We start from the raw sequence: 19,210 nt of genomic DNA, 5'->3' as shown, positions 1-19,210 counted from the left end.
GTTGACCTTCTTCGTTGACCTGATTGCTTTCGTAGTGAATTTGCGTTGCTGCTGAAACCGCACGCGAGTCCCCGCCGACGCTCAGTCGAGCGGCCAGATCTCGCGGCTTGCTGCCCTTACCGCCTGTGCCGAGTCGAGCGCGAGCAGATCCTGCGCGCGCTGGCGGCACAGCGGGTAATCGAGGCGGCGCACGCGCGCCTTGATGCCCGGCACCGACACCGGATCGACCGACAGCTCGGTCACGCCGAGGCCGACGAGGATCGGCACCGCGAGCGGATCGCCGCCGAGCGCGCCGCACACGCCGACCCACTTGCCGTGCTTCTGCGCGCCGCGCACCGCGATGTCGATCAGGCGCAGCACGGCCGGATGCAGGCCGTCCGCCTGCGCGGCCAGATCGGCCTGGCAGCGGTCCATCGCGAGCGTGTACTGGGTGAGGTCGTTGGTGCCGATCGACAGGAAGTCCGCATGCTGCGCGAGCTGGTCGGCCAGCAACGCCGCCGACGGCACCTCGATCATCACGCCGACCTCGATCGGCTCGGCGCGGCCCATCGCGCGCGCGAACGCGTCGATGCGCTGTTTCAGCCGCACGAGCTCGCCCGCGTCGGTCACCATCGGCAGCAGGATGCGCACCGCGCCGAACGGCTTCACCGCGAGCAGGCCCTGCAGCTGGTCGTCGAGCAGATCGGGGCGCACCTGCGCGAGGCGAATGCCGCGCAGGCCGAGCGCCGGGTTCGGCTCGGGCGGCAGCGTCAGGTAGTCGACTTCCTTGTCCGCGCCGACGTCGAGCGTGCGGATGATCGCGGTGCGGCCCTGCAGCGCGTCGACGATCGACTGGTAGCTCTGCTGGTGCTCGACGGCCGTCGGCGCCGACTGGCGATGGATGAACATCAGCTCGGTGCGCAGCAGGCCGACCGCGTCCGCGCCGTTGTCGACGGCCGTGTTCGCGTCGTCGAGCGTCGCGATGTTCGCGGCGACCTCGATCGCGCGGCCGTCGGCGGTCGCGGCGGCTTCGCCCGCGGTCTGGCGGTTCGCTTCGCGCACGCCGGCGAGACGCTGGCGCTCGTGCCGCGCACGCTCGACGTCGAGCGCGGTCGGCGCGTGTTCTAGACGGCCCGCGCTCGCATCGACGACGACCTGCGTGCCGTCCGGAATCGCGTACAGCGCGTCGCCGACCGCGACGAGCGCCGGAATGCCGAGCTGGCGCGCGATGATCGCCGCGTGCGACGTCGCGCCGCCGCGCGCCATCACGAGCGCGGTCACGCGTTCGCGATCGAGCGACGACAGGTCGGACGGCGTGAATTCCTCGGCCGCGAGCACGGCCTCGTCGGGCAGCGCGCACGCCGCGCCGTTCGTGTGGCCGAGTGCGCGCAGCACGCGCTTCTCGATGTCGCGCAGGTCGGCCGCGCGCTCGGCGAGCAGCGCGTCGTCGAGCTTCGACAGCGTGTCGATCTGCGCGCGGATCGTCGCGCGCCACGCGAAGCCCGCGCTCTTGCCGAGGCTGATCAGGTCGCGCGCCGCGTCGATCAGCGTCGGGTCTTCGAGCAGCACGCGATGCACCGCGAAGATCCCCGCCTCGCCGACCGCGCCGCGCGCCGATGCGCTGCGCACGGTGACGTCGAGCTCGGCGTCGACGGCCTTCAGCGCCTGGTCGAGCTGGCGGCTTTCCGATGCGGGCGTGCCGCTCGCCTGCTCGGGCGGCGTGAGGTCCGCATCGTCGAGGCGCACCAGCGTACCGACCGCGATGCCGGGCGCCGCGCACACGCCCGCGAGCGTGTGCGGGTCGAGCGGCGCTGCCCCGACGTTGCGCACGGCCGCCTGCGGCGCGGGCGACAGCGTGCGCGCCGGCTTCTCCTCGGCTTCGCCATGCACCTCGCGCAGCAGCTCGTGCGCGACCGCGTCGACCGCCTGCTGCGCCTGCGCGCCACGGCCGACCAGCTCGATCGCCGCCTGTTCGCCGGCGCCGAGGCCGAGCAGCCCGACCACGCTCTGGATCGGCGCCTTGCGGCCTTCGAAATGCACGTCGACGTGCGCGTCGAGCCCGCGTGCCGCCTCGCGCGCCCGCGCGGCCGGCCGCGCGTGCAGGCCGCCCGGCTGCGTCAGTTGAATCGTGCGGCGCGCTTCGTTCATCGCCGCGGCGCCCGCCTCGGCCGCCTGCACCGCTGCTTCGCCCTTGCCGCGCAGCGTGAGGAGCGGCGTCTCGCCCGCCGTCGCGAACCCGTGCGCGCGGTCGATCACGTCGAATGCATCGGAATTCGCGATCGCGATCACCGACACGAGCGAATGCGCGCTGCGCGCGACCGCGTCCTGGTCGAACTCGATCAGCAGGTCGCCCGCCTCGACACGCGTGCCGGCCTCGACGCGCGCGGTAAAGCCCTGCCCGTTCAGCTCGACGGTGTCGATGCCGATGTGCAGCAGCACTTCCGCGCCCTGCGGCGTCGTGATCGTCACCGCGTGTCCGGTGCGCGCGAGATGCGACACGATGCCGGCGCACGGCGCGACGAGCTTGCCGGCGAGCGGGTCGATGCCGATGCCGTCGCCGAACATCCCGCCGGAGAACACCGGATCGGGCACGTCGGCCAGCGGAACGATCGGCCCCGTCAACGGGGCAAGCAGAACGATCTGATCGTGGGTGGGGCTCTTCAACTGGGACTCCTCGGCGCGTCTCATCGGCGTTCTCGGCTCATCAATGCGTTTCGGTGACTTTGTTCAGGTGGCGCGGCGTATCGGGATTGCGGCCGCGCGCGACGGCGAGATCCGCCGCCATCACGTAGAACGACAGAATGGCGGCGATCGGGTCGAGCGCCGCATGGGCGGACTGCGCAAGCGGCAGCACCGTGCCCGACAGGCCGGGCGTGCCGGCCGGCGCGGCGAGCAGCACCGCGGCGCCGCGCGCGCGCATGTCGGCCGCGAGCTGCAGCAGGCCCGCCTGCTCCGGCCCCGGCGGCGCGAACACGAGCAGCGGGTAGTCGCGGTCGATCAGCTCCATCGGGCCGTGACGCACCTCGGCGCTCGAGAACGCCTCGGCCTGGATGCCGGAGGTTTCCTTCAGCTTCAGCGCGGCTTCCTGCGCGATCGCGAGGCCGAGGCCGCGGCCGATCACGATCATCCGCTCGACGTCGGCCAGCGCGGCGACGGCCGGCGACCAGTCGAGCGCGCCCGCCTGCGCGAGCACGTCGGGCAGGCCGCGCAGCGCGGCGACGAGCGCCGCGTCGCGCTGCCAGAACGCGACGATCTGCGCGGACAGCGACAGCATCGCGATGTAGCTCTTGGTGGCCGCGACCGACAGTTCCGGGCCGGCCAGCAGCGGCAGCTGGTGCTCGCAGGCGTCGGCGAGCGGCGACGGCAGCACGTTGACCGCCGCGACGGTGCGCGCGCCGGCTTCGCGCAGCGCGGCCATCGTGTTGACGAGATCGGGGCTCTGGCCCGACTGGGAGAACGCGATCGCAAGCTGGTCCTGCACCTTCAGCGGCGCCTGCTGCAGCGTCGCGACCGACATCGGCAGCGACGCGACCGGCACGCCGAGGCGGCTCATCGTCAGGCTCGCGAAATAGCTCGCGGCGTGATCCGAGCTGCCGCGCGCGACCGTCAGCGCGACGGCCGGCGGATGATCCAGCAGCTGGCCGGCGAGCGCTTCGATGCGCGCGGTGTCGGCGAGCTGCGCGGCGACGACCCGGGCGGACTCGCGCGCTTCGTTAAGCATATTCGACAATCGATTCTCCTTCGACGTAGGTCGCGGTGAGGTTCAGGTCGCGATCGAACACGGCGACGTCGGCCCACGCGCCGCGCACGAGGCGGCCGCGATCGGCGATGCCGAGATAGTCGGCCGCGTAGCGCGACATCCGGTTCGACACGTCGGCGATCGGCAGGCCGAGCGACACGAGATTGCGCAGCGCCTGGTCCATCGTCAGCGTGCTGCCGGCGAGCGTGCCGTCGGCGAGCCGCACGCCGCCGAGGCACTTCGTCACGTGCTGGCTGCCGAGCCGGTATTCGCCGTCGGGCATGCCGGTGGCCGACGTGCTGTCGGTCACGACGTACAGGCGCGGGATCGCGCGCAGCGCCGCGCGGATCGCGCCCGGATGCACGTGCAGCAGGTCGGGGATGATCTCCGCGTATTCGGCGTGCGCGAGCGCCGCGCCGACGAGGCCCGGGTTGCGGTGGTGCAGCGGCGACATCGCGTTGAACAGGTGCGTGAAGCCGCACGCGCCGTGCTTGAGCGCGGCGACCGCGTCGTCGTAGGTCGCGAGCGAGTGGCCGAGCTGCACGCGCACGCCGCGCGCGGCCATCTCGCCGATGATCTCGATGTGGCCGGCGATTTCCGGCGCGAGCGTGACGACGCGGATCGGCGCGATCGACAGGTACTTCAGCACTTCGTCGAGCACGGCCGACACGGCCGCGTCCGGCTGCGCGCCGAGCTTGCCGGGGTTGATGTACGGCCCTTCGAGGTGCACGCCGAGCACGCGCGCGCCGCCCGGCGTGCGGGTGCGCGCGACGCTGCCGAGGTTGCCGACGACCTTCATCAGCTCGTCGCGCGGCGCGGTCATCGTCGTCGCGAGCAGGCTCGTCGTGCCGTACTGCGCGTGCGTGCGGGCGATCGTCTCGATCGCGTCGCCGCCTTCCATCACGTCGGCGCCGCCGCCGCCGTGCACGTGCAGGTCGATGAAGCCGGGCAGGATGTACGGCGCGTCGTTCTTCGCGGGATCGGCAGGGGCGCCGTCGAGCGTCGTGATGCGCCCGTTCTCGCAATCGAGCGCGCCGTGAATCCAGCCGTCGGGGGTGAGGATGTTTCCAGTCAGCATGACATTCTCTTGATGATCTGGTGACGCGGCGAGCCGCGTCGCGATGTGCAAAATCCGCAGGGTGCGCCGGTCGTCGCGCGCCGGTGTAGTCTCCCGCGTCAGCGTTTCAGTTCGGCGACGAAGTCGTAGTAATCGTCGCGGCAATACGATTCGGTCATTTCGATCGCGCGCTCGTCGGCGCCGTAGCCGATGCGCGTGATCACGAGGAGCGCCGCGCCCGGCGCCACCGCCATCCATTTCGCGATGTCGCGCGTCGCGTTCACCGCGCGAAAGTGCTGCAGCGCGCGCACCACGACCTGGCCGCGCGCTTCGAGGTGCTCGTACAGCGACGCGCCGAGCGCGTGCGGATCGGGCACCACCGCGGCCGGCAGCGTCGAGTGCTCGACCGCCATCACGATGCCGTCCGCGCGGCGCAGCCGCTCGAGCCGCGCGACCAGCGCGCCGGGCGCGAGGCCGAGATGGGTGATCTCGTCGCGGCTCGCGGCGCGCAGCTTGCGCGACAGCCACACCGAATCCGGCGTGAAGCCGCGCTGGCGCATCTTCGCGGTGAAGCCGACCAGACGCGACAGCGGATCGGTGACGCGCGGCGTGATGAAGGTGCCCGCGCCGCGCGCCCGCGTGACCAGGCCCTGCTCGACCAGCAGCGCCAGCGCGCGCCGCGCGGTGATCCGCGACACGCCGACCGACGCCGACAGCACCCGCTCCGACGGCAGCGCCTCGCCGGCCTGCCATGCGCCGTCGTGGATCGCGCTCGCCAGATTGCGCGCGAGCTGCAGATAGAGCGGCGTATCGCGGTGAGGATCGGGCGCCAGTTCGGAACAGCCGGTTTCCATGAGCCTCCGGGGAGTCGGACGACGGACGCGGGCCGTCGGAAAGTGAAGGCATTATATAACCACAATAATACCAGTCAACGAACTGGTATTAGTATCGTCGAAATCGCCGAAAGCCTTGCCCCGCAAGCGTTTTAGCTGCAGCAAAGCCTTTGTTTACAACGTGATGCGAGATAGGGATTTACCCGAGGCGGTATGCAAGGGGACCGTTTCGCGATGCCTCCGGACGGGAGAATCGCGACTGAAATGAGACCGGAATAGAACCAGTTCCGCGCACTGGTATGCATCGTGCAGCGAGCCGGCCGCGGCGGGGGCGGCGGATGCTCAGTGGAACTCGCGGCTCGACGTGCGCAGTCCGCCGAGCAGCGGCGTCAGGTCCTCGAAATGCTGCGCGACGAGGTGCCGCACATCGCTCACGACCTGCCAGACGCCCGACGCCGCGAGCAGCCGCGAATCGAGCGTCTCGCGGCGCTGCCGCGCGAGCAGCTCGGGCCGGACGATCAGGTTCACGCAGCCCGTTTCGTCCTCGAGCGTCATGAACATCACGCCTTTCGCGGTGCCCGGCATCTGGCGGGCGGTCACCAGCCCGCAGGCGCGCGCGAGCCGGCCGTCGGGGCGGTCGTGCAGCTCGGCCGCGGACGACAGCCGCCGCTCGCGCAGCGCGGGCCGCAGCAGTGCGACGGGATGGCGGTTCAGCGTGAGGCCGGTGGTGTGGTAATCGGCGAGAACGTCGTCGGCCTCCGACGGCGCGCCGAGCGCGGGCATCTCCGGCTCGTCGATCGGCGCGACCGCGAGCAGGTCGCGCTCCGGCGCCGCGGCGACGGCCTGCCACAGCGCATCGCGGCGATGCCCCGCGAGCGTCGCGAGCGCGTTCGCGGCGGCGAGCGCTTCAAGATCGCGGCGTTCGAGTTGCGCGCGGCGCGCGAGTGCGTCGACGGTTTCGAACGGACCGGCCGCGCGCGCGGCTTCGATCCGGCGCGCGGCGGCTTCGCCGAGGCCGCGCACGAGCGACAGGCCGAGCCGCACGGCCGGCTGTCCGTGTGGACGCGGCTGGCCCGGCAGCGCTTCGAGCGACGCATCCCAGCCGCTCTTCGTCGCGTCGATCGGCAGGACCTGCACGCCGTGCCGCTTCGCGTCCTGCACGAGCTGCGACGGCGGATAGAATCCCATCGGCTGGCTGTTCAGCAATGCGGCGAGAAAGATCGCCGGCTCGTGGCACTTGAGCCAGCTGCTCGCGTAGGCCAGCTTGGCGAAGCTCGCCGCATGGCTCTCGGGGAAACCGTAATCGCCGAAGCCCTTGATCTGCTCGAAGATCTGTTCGGCGAATTCGGGCGGATAGTCGCGCTCGCGCATGCCGTCCACGATCTTGCGGTGATACTTCTCGAGATTGCCCTTGCGCTTCCATGCGGCCATCGCGCGCCGCAACTCGTCGGCTTCGCCGGGCGTGAAGCCCGCCGCGATCATCGCGACCTGCATCACCTGCTCCTGGAAGATCGGCACCCCCTGCGTGCGTTCGAGCGCAGGCTTCAGATCCTCCTTCGGGTAACTGACCTTCTCGAGCCCCTGCCGCCGCTTCAGGTAGGGATGCACCGCGCCGCCCTGGATCGGCCCCGGCCGCACGATCGCGACCTCGATCACCAGATCGTAGTAAGTGCGCGGCCGCAAACGCGGCAGCATCGACATCTGCGCGCGCGATTCGATCTGGAACACGCCGACCGTGTCGGCGCGGCAGATCATGTCGTAGGTTGCTTCGTCATCCTGCGGAATGTGCTTCAGCGTGAACGGCTCGCCGTCCGGCTCCGGCGGTCCGCGCCACGCGGTGCGCAGGTCGAACGCGCGGTGCAGCGCCGACAGCATGCCGAGCGCCAGCACGTCGACCTTCATCAGCCCGAGCGCTTCGAGGTCGTCCTTGTCCCACTGGATCACGCGCCGGCCGTCCATCGCCGCGTTCTCGACGGGCACGAGCCGCGTGAGCTTGCCGCGGCTGATCACGAAGCCGCCCGAGTGCTGCGACAGATGGCGCGGAAAATTGAGCAGCCGCGCGGCGAGTTCGGCCCACGCCTGGATGAGCGGCGTCCGGGGATCGAGCCCGGTCGTCGCGAATTGCTGAAGCAGGTCGCGGCTGCCGTCGAACCAGCGGTACCCTTTCGCGACGCGGTCGATCAGCATCGGATCGACGCCGAGCGCCTTGCCGGTTTCGCGCAGCACGCCGCGCGGACGATACGTCGACACGGCGGCCGCGAGCGCGGCGCGATCGTGTCCGTATTTTTCGTAGATGTGCTGAATCACTTCTTCCCGGCGCTGATGCTCGAAGTCCACGTCGATGTCGGGCGGCTCCCCGCGCTCCGCGCTGATGAAGCGCTCGAACAGCATCGTGCTCTGCTCGGGATTCACCTCGGTGATGCCGAGGCAGTAACAGACCACCGAGTTCGCCGCCGAGCCGCGCCCCTGGCACAGGATGTCCCGGCTGCGCGCGTATTTGACGATGTCGTAGACGGTCAGGAAGAACGGTTCGTAGCTCAGCCTCGCGATCAGGTCGAGCTCGTGGCGAATCTGCTTCTCCACTTTCTCCGGCACACCCTGCGGATAACGCTCGGCCGCCCCCGCCCTGGTTTCCTGCTCCAGATAGCTCGTCGGCGTGTGCCCTTTCGGCACGATCTCGTCGGGATACTCGTAGCGCAGCGAGTCGAGTTCGAAATGACACGCATCGAGCATCGCGCACGTCTGCTCGATCTCGTCCGGCGAAAACAGCTTCGCGATCCGGTTCCGCGCGCGCAGATGCTGCTCCGCGTTCGGCGCGAGCGCATAGCCGCATTCCGAGACCGGCATCCCGACGCGGATCGCCGTCATCACGTCCTGCAGCGGCTTGCATGAACGCTTGTGCATCGTCACGTCGCCGAGCGCGACGACGCGCACGCCGCGCCGCTCGCCCGCCTCCCGAATCTCGTCGCGCTGCGCGCCGTCCAGCGCGCGCTGCAGCTGCACGAGCCCGAGCCGCGCCCGCCCGCCGAAGGTCGCGCGAAACCATGCGACCTGCGCATCGAGCACGTTCGCGCGAACCGGATATGCGGGCACGAGGATCGCGAAGCAGTCGGGCATCCCGCGCAAGTGCGCGAATTTCGCGGGAGGCGCCGACAACATCCGCGGCGTCAGCCGATACGTACCCTTCGGTGCTTCCATCCGCCGCCACGAGATCAGCTCGGACAGGTTGCCGTAGCCTTCGCGGTTCTGCGCGAGCAGCACGAGCCCGAACGCGCCGGGGCCCGGATCGTGGCCGGGCGGAACATCGTCCGGCGTCACCTCGAAGTACGCGCCGACGACCAGCGGCAACCCTTTCGCCTTTGCCGCGACATGCATCCGCGGCGCGCCCGCGAGCGAGCATTCGTCGGTGATCGCGATCCCGCGATAGCCGAGCTCGACCGCGCGCTCGACCAGCTCCTCCGCATGCGACGCACCATGCAGGAACGAGAAGTTCGAGCGGCAGAACAGCTCCGCGTAATCGGGCAACCCGCTGAATTCCGCCACCATCGCCGCTCACCCGAACAGGCCGTGCAGGAACCAGTGCGGGTCCGCCTGACTGCTCGTCCGCTCCTTGAATACCCAGTAGCACGCCCCCTCTTCGTCCTGCGCGACGTAGTAATCGCGCTCGGCCAGCTGACCGTCGAACCACCCCGCCTCGATCCGCTCGGGCGACGACATCATCCTGAGCGGCGTATGGAACACCGGCCGGTTCTCGCGCATCAGCAGCGGCTGCGGCTCGGCCAGCAGCCACACGGGACGCGGCGGCGCGGCCGGCAGGCCGGCGCACGGCTTGCCGGCCTGCGCGTCGAGCGGCAGCCAGCGGTTCGCGGCCTCGGGCCGGTAATCGGCGACGGGCGCCGCGCGCAGCACGTTCTCCGCGCCGAGCCGCGCGACCAGCAGCTCGATGAGCCGCGCACGCGTCTCGCGCGTGCCGCCCGGCTCGGGAAACAGATCATCGGCCGGCGGCGCGACCGACTCGACGCGCGTGGCCGTCAGGCGCACCGCGATCACCGCGGCGGGTAGCTCGACACGGGCGAGCCGCTCGCCGAGCAGCCGCATGAAGTGCGCGTCGTCGCGCGCTGGCTCCGCGAATGCGAGCTCGAGCGACGTCGGCGGCACCGCCTGGCGGCCGCGCTCGTGCTCGAGGCCGAACGTCATCGCGGCCAGCGACAGCTGCCGCGCGGCCAGCCAGCCGCACAACTGCACGACGAGCCGCCGTGCGGCGAACAGCACGGCTTCCGCATATTCGACGCGCTCCGGCAATTCGAGCCGCACGTCGAACACGGGCGGCACCGGCATCCACGCAAGCGGCTCGACCGCATCGCCGTATGCGCGGTCGAGCGCGGCCAGCAGCGCGGGACCGCAGCGGCGCTGCAGCCCCGCGCGCGGCAGGCCGCGCAGATCGGCCAGCGTGCGGCAGCCGAGGCCGTCGAACCAGTCCGCATACGGACGCGCGTCGGGCAGCAGCACGCACGGCAGCGCGTCGAGCGCGCGGACGAGCGACGCATGGCCGGCCACCCGGCGCCGGCTGCGCGAGCGGGCCGACGCGCGCGCGAGCAGCCACGCGCCGCGCCCGGTCGGCGCGGCGGACAGGCGCGCCGCATAGCCGAGCGCCGCGAGCGTCGCGCGCACCTGGCGGCACAGCGACGGCAGGCCGCCGAACAGGCGCAGGCTCGGGCCGACGTCGACGACGAGCGTCGCTTCGTCGTCGAGCGCGACGCACGGCGAGAAACGCAGCAGCGCGAGCGCGACCGCGCGCAGCGCATCGGCCTCGCGCGGAAGATCGCGCTCGACGAGCTGCGTGTGCGGCGCGAGCGTCAGCACGCCGCCGCGCTTCATGCCCGCGCGCACGCCCTGCCGGTGCGCGGCCGCGTCGGCGATCAGCACGACGCCCTGCTCGAGCACCGCACAGCCGGCCTCGCCGGCCTCGCCGTCAGACGGCGGCGGGGCGCACACGTCGAGCGGCAGGCGCGGCAGATGGATGCCGAGCAAGACGCGCATAGCGGCTCTCCACGATGGGCGACGGCAGGTCGAGCACGAGCGGCTCGCCGCGCGCGGGCCCGCGACGCTTGACGATGTCGAGCGACACGCCGCCCGGCACGGGATGCAGCGCGACGCGCAGCACGGCGGGCGACGGCTGCCGCGCGGCCTGCAGCGCGCGCAGCATCACGAACAGCGTGTCGCCCGTGCGCGCGGCCGCGAGATGCAGGCGCCGCAGCGCCTCGGGCCGCGCATCCTGCCAGAGCAGCAATGCGCCGCAGCAGCCGGTCTTGAGCGCCTGCTCGGCGGCCCACAGCGCGTCCGCACGGCTGCCGGCGCGCAGCCACAGCAGCGCGTCGGCCGGCACGCCGAGACCGGCGAGCGCGCTCGCATGCGGCGACTGCGGCGGCGCGACGAGCGCGAGCGGCCGCCGGGCGCTGACGGTGTGCGCGAGCGCGGGCGCGAGCAGCCGCATCTCGCCGCAGCCCGGCTGCGCGGCCAGCAGTTCGACGAGCCCGCCGACCGGCCAGCCGCCGCCCGGCAGTTCGGCGGACAGCGATGCGAAACCCGTGTCGATCGTGCGCGGACCGCCGCGCGCGAGCTGCGAGCCGCGCCAGAGCGACGGATGAAGGGATTCAGGAGAAATGGAGGATGCGAGCATGACGCCACCCACAACTGTATGGATATACAGTATATGGCAATGCGCTCGCGTCGCACAGTGCCGGTGCGAAACCGGTTTTTCGTCAGATAAAAGACGGGAAAGCCAGGAGACAAGCCGGGCCGGGCATCACGAGGCGGCGCGCCCGGCCCACGCGCTACGCGTCAGCCAAGCAGCAATGCATCGTCGTCGAGCTGCTCGTGCCGCACCTTCTCGAACATCTGCAGCAGGTCCGGCACGTCGAGCCCGCGGCGCGCGTCGCCCGACACGTCGAGCACGACCTGCCCCTGGTGCAGCATCACCGTGCGGTCGCCGTAGTCGAGCGCCTGCCGCATGCTGTGCGTGACCATCATCGTCGTCAGCCGGCTCTCGGCGACGATGCGCGCGGTCAGCTCCAGCACGAACGCGGCCGTCTTCGGGTCGAGCGCGGCCGTATGCTCGTCGAGCAGCAGGATCCGCGACGGCCGCAGCGACGCCATCAAGAGGCTCACGGCCTGCCGCTGGCCGCCCGACAGCAGCCCGATCCGGTCGGTCAGCCGGTTCTCGAGGCCGAGGTTGAGCAGCCGCAGCTTGTCGCGGAACAGCTCGCGCGACGGCCGGTCGAGCGCGGCCTTGAAGCCGCGCCGCGCGCCGCGCGCCATCGCGAGCGCCATGTTCTCCTCGATCGTCAGCGCCTCGCAGGTGCCGGCCATCGGGTCCTGGAACACGCGCGCGACGAGGTGCGCGCGGTCCCACGCGGGCTGGCGCGTGACGTCCGCGCCGTCGATCGTGATGCGGCCCGCATCGACCGTCTGGTCGCCGCTGATCGCGTTGAGGAAGGTCGACTTGCCCGCGCCGTTCGAGCCGATCACCGCGACGAACTGGCCGTCCGGAATGTCGAGCGACAGCCCGCGCAGCGCACGCGTCTCGATCGGCGTGCCGGGATTGAACGTGAGTTTCAGGTCTTGTGCGGACAGCATGTCATGCCCCTCCGTTCTTGCGCGCGAACAGCTTCTTGCGCGTCGCCGGCAGCACCAGCGCGATCGTGACGAGCGCGGCCGTCACGAGGTTCAGGTCCTGCGCCTTCAGGCCGATGAATTCGCTGTTCAGCGCGAGTGCGATGAAGAAGCGGTAGACGATCGCGCCGAGCACGACCGCGAGCGTCGTCAGCACCAGCCGGCGCGCGGGCAGCAGCGTCTCGCCGATGATCACCGCGGCCAGCCCGATCACGATCGTGCCGATCCCCATCGAGATGTCCGCGCCGCCCTGCGTCTGCGCGAACAGGGCCCCCGCGAGCGCGACGAGCGCGTTCGACAGCGCCATCCCGGCGAGCGTCGCGCGGCCGGTGGCGATGCCCTGCGCGCGCGCCATCCGCGGGTTCGCGCCAGTCGCGCGCATCGCGAGGCCGAGCTGCGACGAGAAGAACCAGTCGAGGCCGAGCTTCGCGACCACGACGACGATCGCGAGCAGCGCCGGGCGCAGCACGTAGTCGGGCAGCCAGGCCGGCTGCAGCACGGTGAACAGCGTCGGCTCGGTGATGAGCGGCACGTTCGGCCGGCCCATGATCCGCAGGTTCACCGAATAGAGCGCGATCATCATCAGGATGCTCGCGAGCAGATCCATGATCTTCAGGCGCACGTTGAGCCAGCCGGTGACGAAGCCGGCCGCGGCGCCCGCGACGATCGCGAAGCCGGTCGCCGCGAACGGGTCGAAGCCGGCCGAGATCAGCGTCGCGGCCACGGCGCCGCCGAGCGGGAAGCTGCCGTCGACGGTCAGGTCGGGAAAGTTGAGGATGCGGAACGAGATCAGCACCCCGAGCGCGACGAGGCTGAAGATCAGGCCGATCTCCAGTGCGCCCAGAAACGAGAACAGAGACATGGTGGGGAAATCCTGTTGCTTCCCGGCCGGACGGATGCGGCCGGGCGAAACGGAGGGACGGCCCCGGTAAGGGCCGTCCCTCCAGCGGTTTCGTGCAGGCCCGGTCGGGGCCTTCGAGCCCGGCGCTCGGCCGGCCGCGGCTTACTTGATGACCGTCTTCGCGTCCTTGACGAGATCCTGCGACAGCGTCACGCCCTGCTTCGCGGCCGCGCCCGTGTTCACGAACAGCTCGAGGTTGCTGCTCGTCTCCGACGCGATCGCGCCCGGCTTCTCGCCCTTCAGGATGCGCGCGACGACCTTGCCGGTCTGCCGGCCGAGATCGCCGTAGTTGATGCCGAGCGCCGCGATGCCGCCGCGCTTCACGCTGTCGGTGTCGCCCGCGACGAGCGGGATCTTCGCTTCGTTCGCGACCTTCACGAGCGCTTCGTACGCGGACACGACGTTGTTGTCGGTGTTCGTGTAGATCACGTCGACCTTGCCGATCAGGCTCTTCGCGGCCGGGCCGATGTCGACGGTGCGCGGCGCGGCCGCTTCCTTGAGCGTCATCCCCTGCTTCGCGAGGATCTCCTTGAGCTCCTTCACGACGACGACCGAATTCGCTTCGCCCGGGTTGTAGACCATGCCGACCGTCTTCGCCTTCGGCACCACGCGCTTGATCAGCGCGACCTGGCGGTCGAGCGGCAGCTTGTCGGACACGCCCGTCACGTTGGTGCCCGCCGGGCCCCAGCCCTTCACGAGCTGTGCGGCGACCGGGTCGGTCACGCCCGAGTAGACGACCGGCACGCTCTTCGTCGACGCGACGACCGCCTGCGCGGCCGGTGTCGCGATCGCGACGATCACGTCGGGCTGGTCGCCGACGAACTTGCGCGCGATCTGCGCGGCGGTGCCCGTGTTGCCCTGCGCGCTCTGGTATTCCCACTTGAGCTTGTCGTCGCCGTAGCCTTCGGCCTTCAGTTCCGCGCGCACGCCATCGCGAATCGCGTCGAGCGCCGGGTGATCGACGATCGACAGCACCTTGACGGTCTGCGCCTGCGCGGCGCCGGCGAGCGCCAGCGCGGCGACGCCGGCCGTGATCGAACGGATCGCGAAAGTCTTGAAACGCTTCATGAATGTGTCTCCCCGTATTCTCGGTTCTGGTTGAGGGTGTCTCCGCTGCGGCCGGCGCACCTGCACGGTGCGCGGCGGCGAACGCGAGCATACCATTTCCGCAGACCACTTCCTGACCGCCTGCTTACGCGCGCCGGGGCCGCATGACCCGCCGGATGAACCGGCACGGATGCACTATGCTGGTTGCAGCCATCCAGACGACGGGAGCCAACATGTCGTGGACTGTCCGCTCGATCACGAGCGTCGTCGCACTCGCGATGCCGGCCGCCGCATTCGCGCTGACCGACGGCTACGCGCAATACGACGAATGCGTGCTGCAGTCGCTGCGCGAGAGCTGGAACCCCGCGGCGGCGCGCCTGATCCGGCAGTCCTGCGACGCGCTCTATCTGAACAACGCGATGCTGTTGCCGCGCGAAAGGCGCTATTACGAATGCATACTGCAGTCGCTGCCCGGCGTCCGGGACAACGTCGCGATCCGGGAGATCCTGACGATCTGCTCGCGGCGCGGTGAGATGTGAGCCGGCCTCGCCAATGAAAAGGGTCCGAGCAAGGCGGCCGTCAGGTCGTGGACAAACCCGGTGAGCAGTCAGCCGTAGAGCCAGCGACCCGCTTTTGCCGATGCGATCAGCATTCGAACGTTCAGATCCGAAACACGATGGACCACTTTTTTCTTGAACGGGTTGATCAAGTCAAGGAATGAAAAATCGTCTTCCGGGTAATATTTTTTTATATCGAATTGACTCACGTCGACATTAAATTCAGCGGAATACTCCCGCATCATCTCTTCGACCTCGGCAGCATCGAAATCCAGGTCGGTATCCAGATCGGTATTTTCAGTTATGTCCGCAGCCCTTGATAAAACCGAAAATCCGGATTTTTTTCTTACATATTCAATCACCCTGCTCTCAATATCCACCATACCCCCTTGCGACTCTATTGCAGTGACTCATCATCTTGCAGACGATAATAAAAATATCGCTTGAAATTATTGTTATTTGACTCATCGGGAAGAACCTGGCGCGGGCGGCAACAGAACACCATCCACCGCACACAAAAAAAAGGCCTGCACGCGTGCAGGCCTGTTTCGGTCAACGGAACGCGTTCAGAACGACGCGACCATCGAGCCCTTGAACTGCTTCTTGATGAATTCCCGCACTTCCGTCGACTGGTACGCCTTGACCAGCTTCTTCACCCACGGCTGGTCCTTGTCCCTCGCGCGCACCGCGATCAGGTTCGCGTACGGGCTCGTCAGCGATTCGAGCGCGATCGCGTCCTTGGTCGGCTGCAGGTTCGCGGCGATCGCGTAGTTCGTGTTGATCACGGCCGCGTCGACGTCCGACAGCACGCGCGGCAGTTGCGCCGCGTCCAGCTCGGAGATCTTCAGCTTCTTCGGGTTGTCGGCGATGTCGAGCACCGTCGCGTTGTTGCCGCCCGTGCCCGCGCCGGCCTTCAGCTTGATCACGCCCTGCGCCTGCAGCAGCAGCAGCGCACGGTTCTCGTTCGACGGATCGTTCGGCACCGCGAGCTTCGCGCCTTGCGGCAGGTCCTTCAGCGCCTTGACCTTCTTCGAGTAGACGCCGATCGGCGAGATGTAGGTCAGGCCCGCGCTGACGAGCTTGTAGCCGCGCTGCTTCACCTGGCTGTCGAGGTAGGGCTGGTGCTGGAAGCTGTTCGCGTCGAGGTCGCCCGCGTCGAGCGCCGCGTTCGGCTGCACGTAGTCGTTGAACTCGATGACCTTCACGTTCAGGCCTTCCTTCTCCTTCGCGACCTTCTGCACGACCTGCCACACTTCCGCGTCCGGACCGGCCACCGTGCCGACCTTGATCACCTTGTCCTCGGCGTGCGCACCCGCCGACATCGTGAGCGCGGCGCCGGTTGCCAGCACGGAAAACACTTTCAGGAGACTGCGACGCTTCATCTGTTTCTCGCTTTCTTGCTAACTATAAAAGGGGGCGATGCGGGTATGTCCCGACTCGCGGGAAAGGGGCAAATGGTGTCACAGGATCGGCGGGAAGTGAAATACATCCCGCTCATATGGGTATGCGCTACGCGGGGGGCGGCAGCGCAGGCCGTTAGTTGCATCGGCCTGCGCTGCCCGCCGGTCCCGCGTCACGCGGGCGTCGCTTCGACCGCCTTCTCTTCGCGGAACACCGGCGCGGCCGCCGGCCGGGCGCGCGCCGCGCCGCCGTCGCGCACCCGGAACGCGCCCACCGCGTCGCGCAGCCGCGCCGCCTGCTCCTGCAGCGACGCGGCGGCCGCGGACGCTTCCTCGACGAGCGCCGCGTTCTGCTGCGTCACCTGGTCCATCTGCGTGACCGCGCGGCCGACCTGCGTGATGCCGCTCGCCTGCTCCTCGGACGCCGCCGCGATCTCGCCCATGATGTCCGTCACGCGCGCGACCGCCTGCAGGATCTCGCCCATCGTCGTGCCGGCCTGGCCGACCAGCGTCGAGCCGTTGCGCACCCGGTCGACCGAATCGACGATCAGCGCGCGAATCTCCTTCGCGGCCGTCGCGCTGCGCTGCGCCAGCGAGCGCACCTCGCCCGCGACCACTGCGAAGCCGCGGCCCTGCTCGCCCGCGCGTGCCGCCTCGACCGCCGCGTTCAGCGCGAGGATGTTGGTCTGGAACGCGATGCCCTCGATCACGCCGATGATGTCGGCGATCTTGCGCGAACTGTCGTCGATCTCGCCCATTGTGCCGATCACGCGGTTCACGACGTCGTGCCCGGCGCGCGCGATGTCCGACGCGTTGTTCGCGAGCCCGCTCGCCTGCCGCGCGTTGTCGGCGTTCTGCTTCACGGTCGCGGTCAGCTGCTCCATGCTCGCCGCCGTCTCCTCCAGCGACGCCGCCTGCTCCTCGGTGCGCTGCGACAGGTCGTCGTTGCCGGACGCGATCTGGCGGCTCGCCGACGCGATCGATTCGGCCGACTGGCGGATGCCGCCGATCGTCGCCTGCAGCCGATCCTGCATCGCATGCATCGCCGCCATCATGCTCGTGCGGTCGCCCTCGCGCACCAGCACCGGCTGCGTCAGGTCGCCCCCCGCGATGCGCGCCGCAAGCGCCGCGGCTTCGTCCGGCTCGCCGCCGAGGCTGCCGCGCACGTTGCGGATGATCACGATCATCGCCGCGGTGATCACGAGGCCGATCACGAGCACCACGGCGAGGTGGCCGAGCAGCGTCTCGTAGTAGACGGTATCGATGTCCTTCACGTACACGCCGCTCGAGATGTTCCAGTCCCACGGCGCGAAGCGCGTGACGTAGCTGATCTTCGGCACCGCGGTCTCGCTGTGCGGCAGGCGCCCGCGATATTCGGCGAAACCGCTGCCGGTGGCCTTCGCGGCGTTCAGGATCGTCACGAACAGCGGCTTGCCGTCCGGGTCCTTGTAGTCGCCGACCTCGGTGCCGACCAGTTTCGGCAGCGTCGGGTGCATCAGCACGACCGGCTTCGAATCCATCACGAACACGTAGCCCGACTCGCCGTAGCGCATCGCGGCGAGGCTCGCGAGCGCATCTCGCTTCGCGTCGGCCTCGGGCAGCGTGCCGGCCTGCGCGAGCGCGTGGTACGACTTCGCGATGCCGGCCGCCGCCTCGACGAGGTTGGCCATGCCCTCCTTGCGCTCCGCGAGCATCGTCGCGCGCGTCTCGAACGCGCTCCATGCGCCGACGCCCAGCAGGCCGATCCATACCAGCGCCAGTGCGAGCCACAGCTTGCGGTTCAAACTCATTCTGCTCATCGTGCGTGCCTTGTTATCGATGTCGATGGATGACGCAACGTGCGCGCGAACGGCCCGTCGCGCGCAATCGATTGCACACGTAATGACGGCAGCGACGCTTACAACTTGAATGCAACGCGACATGCAACGCGGCCTGTGCTACAAGATCGCCTGGCCGGCGCACCGCGTCCCGGCACATTCCGAGGCAACTCATGTACGTCATCGACATTCACTACACCGCGCCGCTCGATCGCATCGACGACGCGCTCGAGCGCCATCGCGCGTATCTGCAGCCGCTGCTGGACAAGGGGATTTTCATCGCGGCGGGGCCGAAAGTGCCGCGCGAAGGCGGCATGATCCTCGCGGCGCGCATCGATCGCGACGAACTGGAAGCGATCCTGCAGACCGATCCGTTCGTCACCGAAGGCCTCGCGAACTACCGCGTGACCGAATTCCGGATGACGCGCGCGGCGCCGGGCGTCGTCCTGCCGGCACTGCCATGACTTGACGTGACATGATGCGCCGGCGCCTGCCGGGCGGCGGCCTGCGCAGGCGAAACGGAGAACGGACGGAAAAAGAGAAGACGCGGGACGGCGCGCGCCGCCCCGCGCTGCGGCTCAGCCGAGCAGCAGTTTCAGGTCGTGCAGCCACGGGCCGGGGCCCTGGCCGTCACGCACGAACAGGCGCAGCTTGCCGTTCGTGTCGAACACGTAGCTCGCGGCGGTGTGATCCATCGTGTAGCTGCCGGGCGCCTTGCCCGGCACTTTCGCGTAATACACGCGGAAATCCTTCGTCACCTTCTTCAGCTGCGCTTCGTCCGCCGGCCGCAGGCCGATGAACGACGGATCGAACGCCGGCACGTACTGGCCGAGCAGCGCGGCCGTGTCGCGCTCCGGATCGACGGTGACGAACAGCACCTGCACGCGCTTCGCGGCGTCCGGCCCGAGCTGCTTGAGCGCTTCGGACAGCTCGGCCATCGTCGTCGGGCAGACGTCCGGGCAATGCGTATAGCCGAAGAACATCACGACGGCACGGCCCTTGAAGTCGCCGAGCGTGCGCATCTTGCCGGCCGTATCCGGCAGCGCGAAATCGCTGCCGAACTGCGTGTTGCCGGTGATGTCGAGATTCTGGAATTTCGGCGCGTTGTCGCACGCCGCGAGCAGCATCGCCGCCGCGAATGCACAGCCGAGCATCCAGCCTTGGCGCGCGCGGCGCCCGAACCATGAACGAAGCATCGTATTCAAACC

16 protein-coding genes are annotated in these 19,210 nt (G+C 69.5%); 2 read left to right on the top strand and 14 right to left on the bottom strand.

Annotated features, from left to right (window positions below; all coding sequences use genetic code 11):
• Positions 1 to 81: 81 nt before the first annotated feature.
• The 10 genes from ptsP to HWX31_RS12815 all read right to left on the bottom strand — a co-directional run bounded on the left by ptsP (position 82) and on the right by HWX31_RS12815 (position 14,249).
• Positions 82 to 2,667 carry a phosphoenolpyruvate--protein phosphotransferase gene (gene ptsP / locus HWX31_RS12860; RefSeq protein WP_174964409.1) on the bottom strand — a complete coding sequence of 862 codons (2,586 nt, stop codon included), beginning with the start codon at positions 2,665 to 2,667 and terminating at the stop codon, positions 82 to 84.
• A 16-nt stretch (positions 2,668 to 2,683) separates the two neighbouring features.
• Positions 2,684 to 3,700, bottom strand: coding sequence for an SIS domain-containing protein (locus HWX31_RS12855; protein WP_174964414.1), 1,017 nt, complete (start codon positions 3,698 to 3,700; stop codon positions 2,684 to 2,686).
• Positions 3,693 to 4,796, bottom strand: coding sequence for an N-acetylglucosamine-6-phosphate deacetylase (gene nagA, locus HWX31_RS12850; protein ID WP_045567147.1), 1,104 nt, complete (start codon positions 4,794 to 4,796; stop codon positions 3,693 to 3,695). Before nagA ends, HWX31_RS12855 begins: the two co-directional genes overlap by 8 nt.
• Positions 4,797 to 4,894: 98 nt before the next feature.
• Positions 4,895 to 5,629, bottom strand: coding sequence for a GntR family transcriptional regulator (locus tag HWX31_RS12845; RefSeq protein WP_059612887.1), 735 nt, complete (start codon positions 5,627 to 5,629; stop codon positions 4,895 to 4,897).
• Between the two features lie 321 nt (positions 5,630 to 5,950).
• Positions 5,951 to 9,154, bottom strand: coding sequence for an error-prone DNA polymerase (locus HWX31_RS12840; RefSeq protein WP_174964410.1), 3,204 nt, complete (start codon positions 9,152 to 9,154; stop codon positions 5,951 to 5,953).
• A 6-nt stretch (positions 9,155 to 9,160) separates the two neighbouring features.
• The gene (locus tag HWX31_RS12835; RefSeq protein WP_175933925.1) at positions 9,161 to 10,648 is read right to left on the bottom strand and encodes a Y-family DNA polymerase; all 1,488 of its coding nucleotides are present in this window, start codon (positions 10,646 to 10,648) and stop codon (positions 9,161 to 9,163) included.
• Positions 10,581 to 11,288 (bottom strand): translesion DNA synthesis-associated protein ImuA, encoded by a 708-nt coding sequence (gene imuA, locus HWX31_RS12830; protein WP_175933924.1) that lies wholly within the window; start codon positions 11,286 to 11,288, stop codon positions 10,581 to 10,583. Before imuA ends, HWX31_RS12835 begins: the two co-directional genes overlap by 68 nt.
• A 161-nt stretch (positions 11,289 to 11,449) precedes the next feature.
• The gene (locus HWX31_RS12825) at positions 11,450 to 12,244 is read right to left on the bottom strand and encodes an ABC transporter ATP-binding protein (protein WP_174965950.1); all 795 of its coding nucleotides are present in this window, start codon (positions 12,242 to 12,244) and stop codon (positions 11,450 to 11,452) included.
• Position 12,245: 1 nt separating this feature from the next.
• On the bottom strand, positions 12,246 to 13,142 hold the full coding sequence (locus HWX31_RS12820) for an ABC transporter permease (RefSeq protein WP_010090620.1): 897 nt from the start codon (positions 13,140 to 13,142) through the stop codon (positions 12,246 to 12,248).
• A gap of 141 nt (positions 13,143 to 13,283) precedes the next feature.
• Positions 13,284 to 14,249: an ABC transporter substrate-binding protein gene (locus tag HWX31_RS12815; protein ID WP_059526436.1), complete on the bottom strand. Its 966-nt coding sequence runs from the start codon at positions 14,247 to 14,249 to the stop codon at positions 13,284 to 13,286.
• A 212-nt stretch (positions 14,250 to 14,461) separates the two neighbouring features.
• Between HWX31_RS12815 and HWX31_RS12810 the strand changes: the two genes are divergently transcribed.
• Complete coding sequence (locus HWX31_RS12810; protein ID WP_059612893.1) at positions 14,462 to 14,767, top strand: VF_A0006 family four-cysteine protein; 306 nt, start codon at positions 14,462 to 14,464, stop codon at positions 14,765 to 14,767.
• Between the two features lie 68 nt (positions 14,768 to 14,835).
• Here HWX31_RS12810 and HWX31_RS12805 read toward each other — a convergent pair whose 3' ends face one another.
• The 3 genes from HWX31_RS12805 to HWX31_RS12795 form a co-directional block, all read right to left on the bottom strand.
• Positions 14,836 to 15,168 (bottom strand): DUF1493 family protein, encoded by a 333-nt coding sequence (locus HWX31_RS12805; RefSeq protein ID WP_174965949.1) that lies wholly within the window; start codon positions 15,166 to 15,168, stop codon positions 14,836 to 14,838.
• A gap of 183 nt (positions 15,169 to 15,351) precedes the next feature.
• A complete protein-coding gene (locus tag HWX31_RS12800; protein ID WP_174965948.1) occupies positions 15,352 to 16,167 on the bottom strand; it encodes a MetQ/NlpA family ABC transporter substrate-binding protein in 816 nt (271 codons plus the stop codon).
• Between the two features lie 191 nt (positions 16,168 to 16,358).
• A complete protein-coding gene (locus HWX31_RS12795; RefSeq protein WP_244143740.1) occupies positions 16,359 to 17,984 on the bottom strand; it encodes a methyl-accepting chemotaxis protein in 1,626 nt (541 codons plus the stop codon).
• Between the two features lie 191 nt (positions 17,985 to 18,175).
• Here HWX31_RS12795 and HWX31_RS12790 point away from each other — a divergent pair, with 191 nt between their 5' ends.
• The gene (locus tag HWX31_RS12790; protein ID WP_059613054.1) at positions 18,176 to 18,466 is read left to right on the top strand and encodes a YciI family protein; all 291 of its coding nucleotides are present in this window, start codon (positions 18,176 to 18,178) and stop codon (positions 18,464 to 18,466) included.
• 114 nt (positions 18,467 to 18,580) lie between these two features.
• Here the strand turns inward: HWX31_RS12790 and HWX31_RS12785 are convergent, their stop codons facing one another.
• On the bottom strand, positions 18,581 to 19,198 hold the full coding sequence (locus HWX31_RS12785) for an SCO family protein (RefSeq protein ID WP_174965946.1): 618 nt from the start codon (positions 19,196 to 19,198) through the stop codon (positions 18,581 to 18,583).
• Between the last annotated feature and the right edge of the window lie 12 nt (positions 19,199 to 19,210).

This window comes from Burkholderia ubonensis, assembly GCF_902833085.1.
In the GTDB taxonomy this organism is placed as follows: domain Bacteria; phylum Pseudomonadota; class Gammaproteobacteria; order Burkholderiales; family Burkholderiaceae; genus Burkholderia; species Burkholderia ubonensis.
The sequence above is the reverse complement of the archived record's forward strand: the minus strand, read 5'-3'. Positions and strand labels throughout refer to the sequence as shown.

Excerpts from the sequence above, each read along its gene's own strand:
- HWX31_RS12795 (WP_244143740.1), bottom strand. The coding sequence starts at position 17,984 with ATGAGCAGAATGAGTTTGAACCGCAAGCTGTGGCTCGCACTGGCGCTG.
- HWX31_RS12785 (WP_174965946.1), bottom strand. The coding sequence starts at position 19,198 with ATGCTTCGTTCATGGTTCGGGCGCCGCGCGCGCCAAGGCTGGATGCTC.
- HWX31_RS12855 (WP_174964414.1), bottom strand. The coding sequence starts at position 3,700 with ATGCTTAACGAAGCGCGCGAGTCCGCCCGGGTCGTCGCCGCGCAGCTC.
- ptsP (WP_174964409.1), bottom strand. The coding sequence starts at position 2,667 with ATGAGACGCGCCGAGGAGTCCCAGTTGAAGAGCCCCACCCACGATCAG.
- HWX31_RS12805 (WP_174965949.1), bottom strand. The coding sequence starts at position 15,168 with ATGGTGGATATTGAGAGCAGGGTGATTGAATATGTAAGAAAAAAATCC.
- HWX31_RS12845 (WP_059612887.1), bottom strand. The coding sequence starts at position 5,629 with ATGGAAACCGGCTGTTCCGAACTGGCGCCCGATCCTCACCGCGATACG.
- HWX31_RS12835 (WP_175933925.1), bottom strand. The coding sequence starts at position 10,648 with ATGCGCGTCTTGCTCGGCATCCATCTGCCGCGCCTGCCGCTCGACGTG.
- HWX31_RS12815 (WP_059526436.1), bottom strand. The coding sequence starts at position 14,249 with ATGAAGCGTTTCAAGACTTTCGCGATCCGTTCGATCACGGCCGGCGTC.
- HWX31_RS12825 (WP_174965950.1), bottom strand. The coding sequence starts at position 12,244 with ATGCTGTCCGCACAAGACCTGAAACTCACGTTCAATCCCGGCACGCCG.
- HWX31_RS12820 (WP_010090620.1), bottom strand. The coding sequence starts at position 13,142 with ATGTCTCTGTTCTCGTTTCTGGGCGCACTGGAGATCGGCCTGATCTTC.
- HWX31_RS12800 (WP_174965948.1), bottom strand. The coding sequence starts at position 16,167 with ATGAAGCGTCGCAGTCTCCTGAAAGTGTTTTCCGTGCTGGCAACCGGC.
- HWX31_RS12790 (WP_059613054.1), top strand. The coding sequence starts at position 18,176 with ATGTACGTCATCGACATTCACTACACCGCGCCGCTCGATCGCATCGAC.
- nagA (WP_045567147.1), bottom strand. The coding sequence starts at position 4,796 with ATGCTGACTGGAAACATCCTCACCCCCGACGGCTGGATTCACGGCGCG.
- HWX31_RS12840 (WP_174964410.1), bottom strand. The coding sequence starts at position 9,154 with ATGGTGGCGGAATTCAGCGGGTTGCCCGATTACGCGGAGCTGTTCTGC.
- HWX31_RS12810 (WP_059612893.1), top strand. The coding sequence starts at position 14,462 with ATGTCGTGGACTGTCCGCTCGATCACGAGCGTCGTCGCACTCGCGATG.
- imuA (WP_175933924.1), bottom strand. The coding sequence starts at position 11,288 with ATGCTCGCATCCTCCATTTCTCCTGAATCCCTTCATCCGTCGCTCTGG.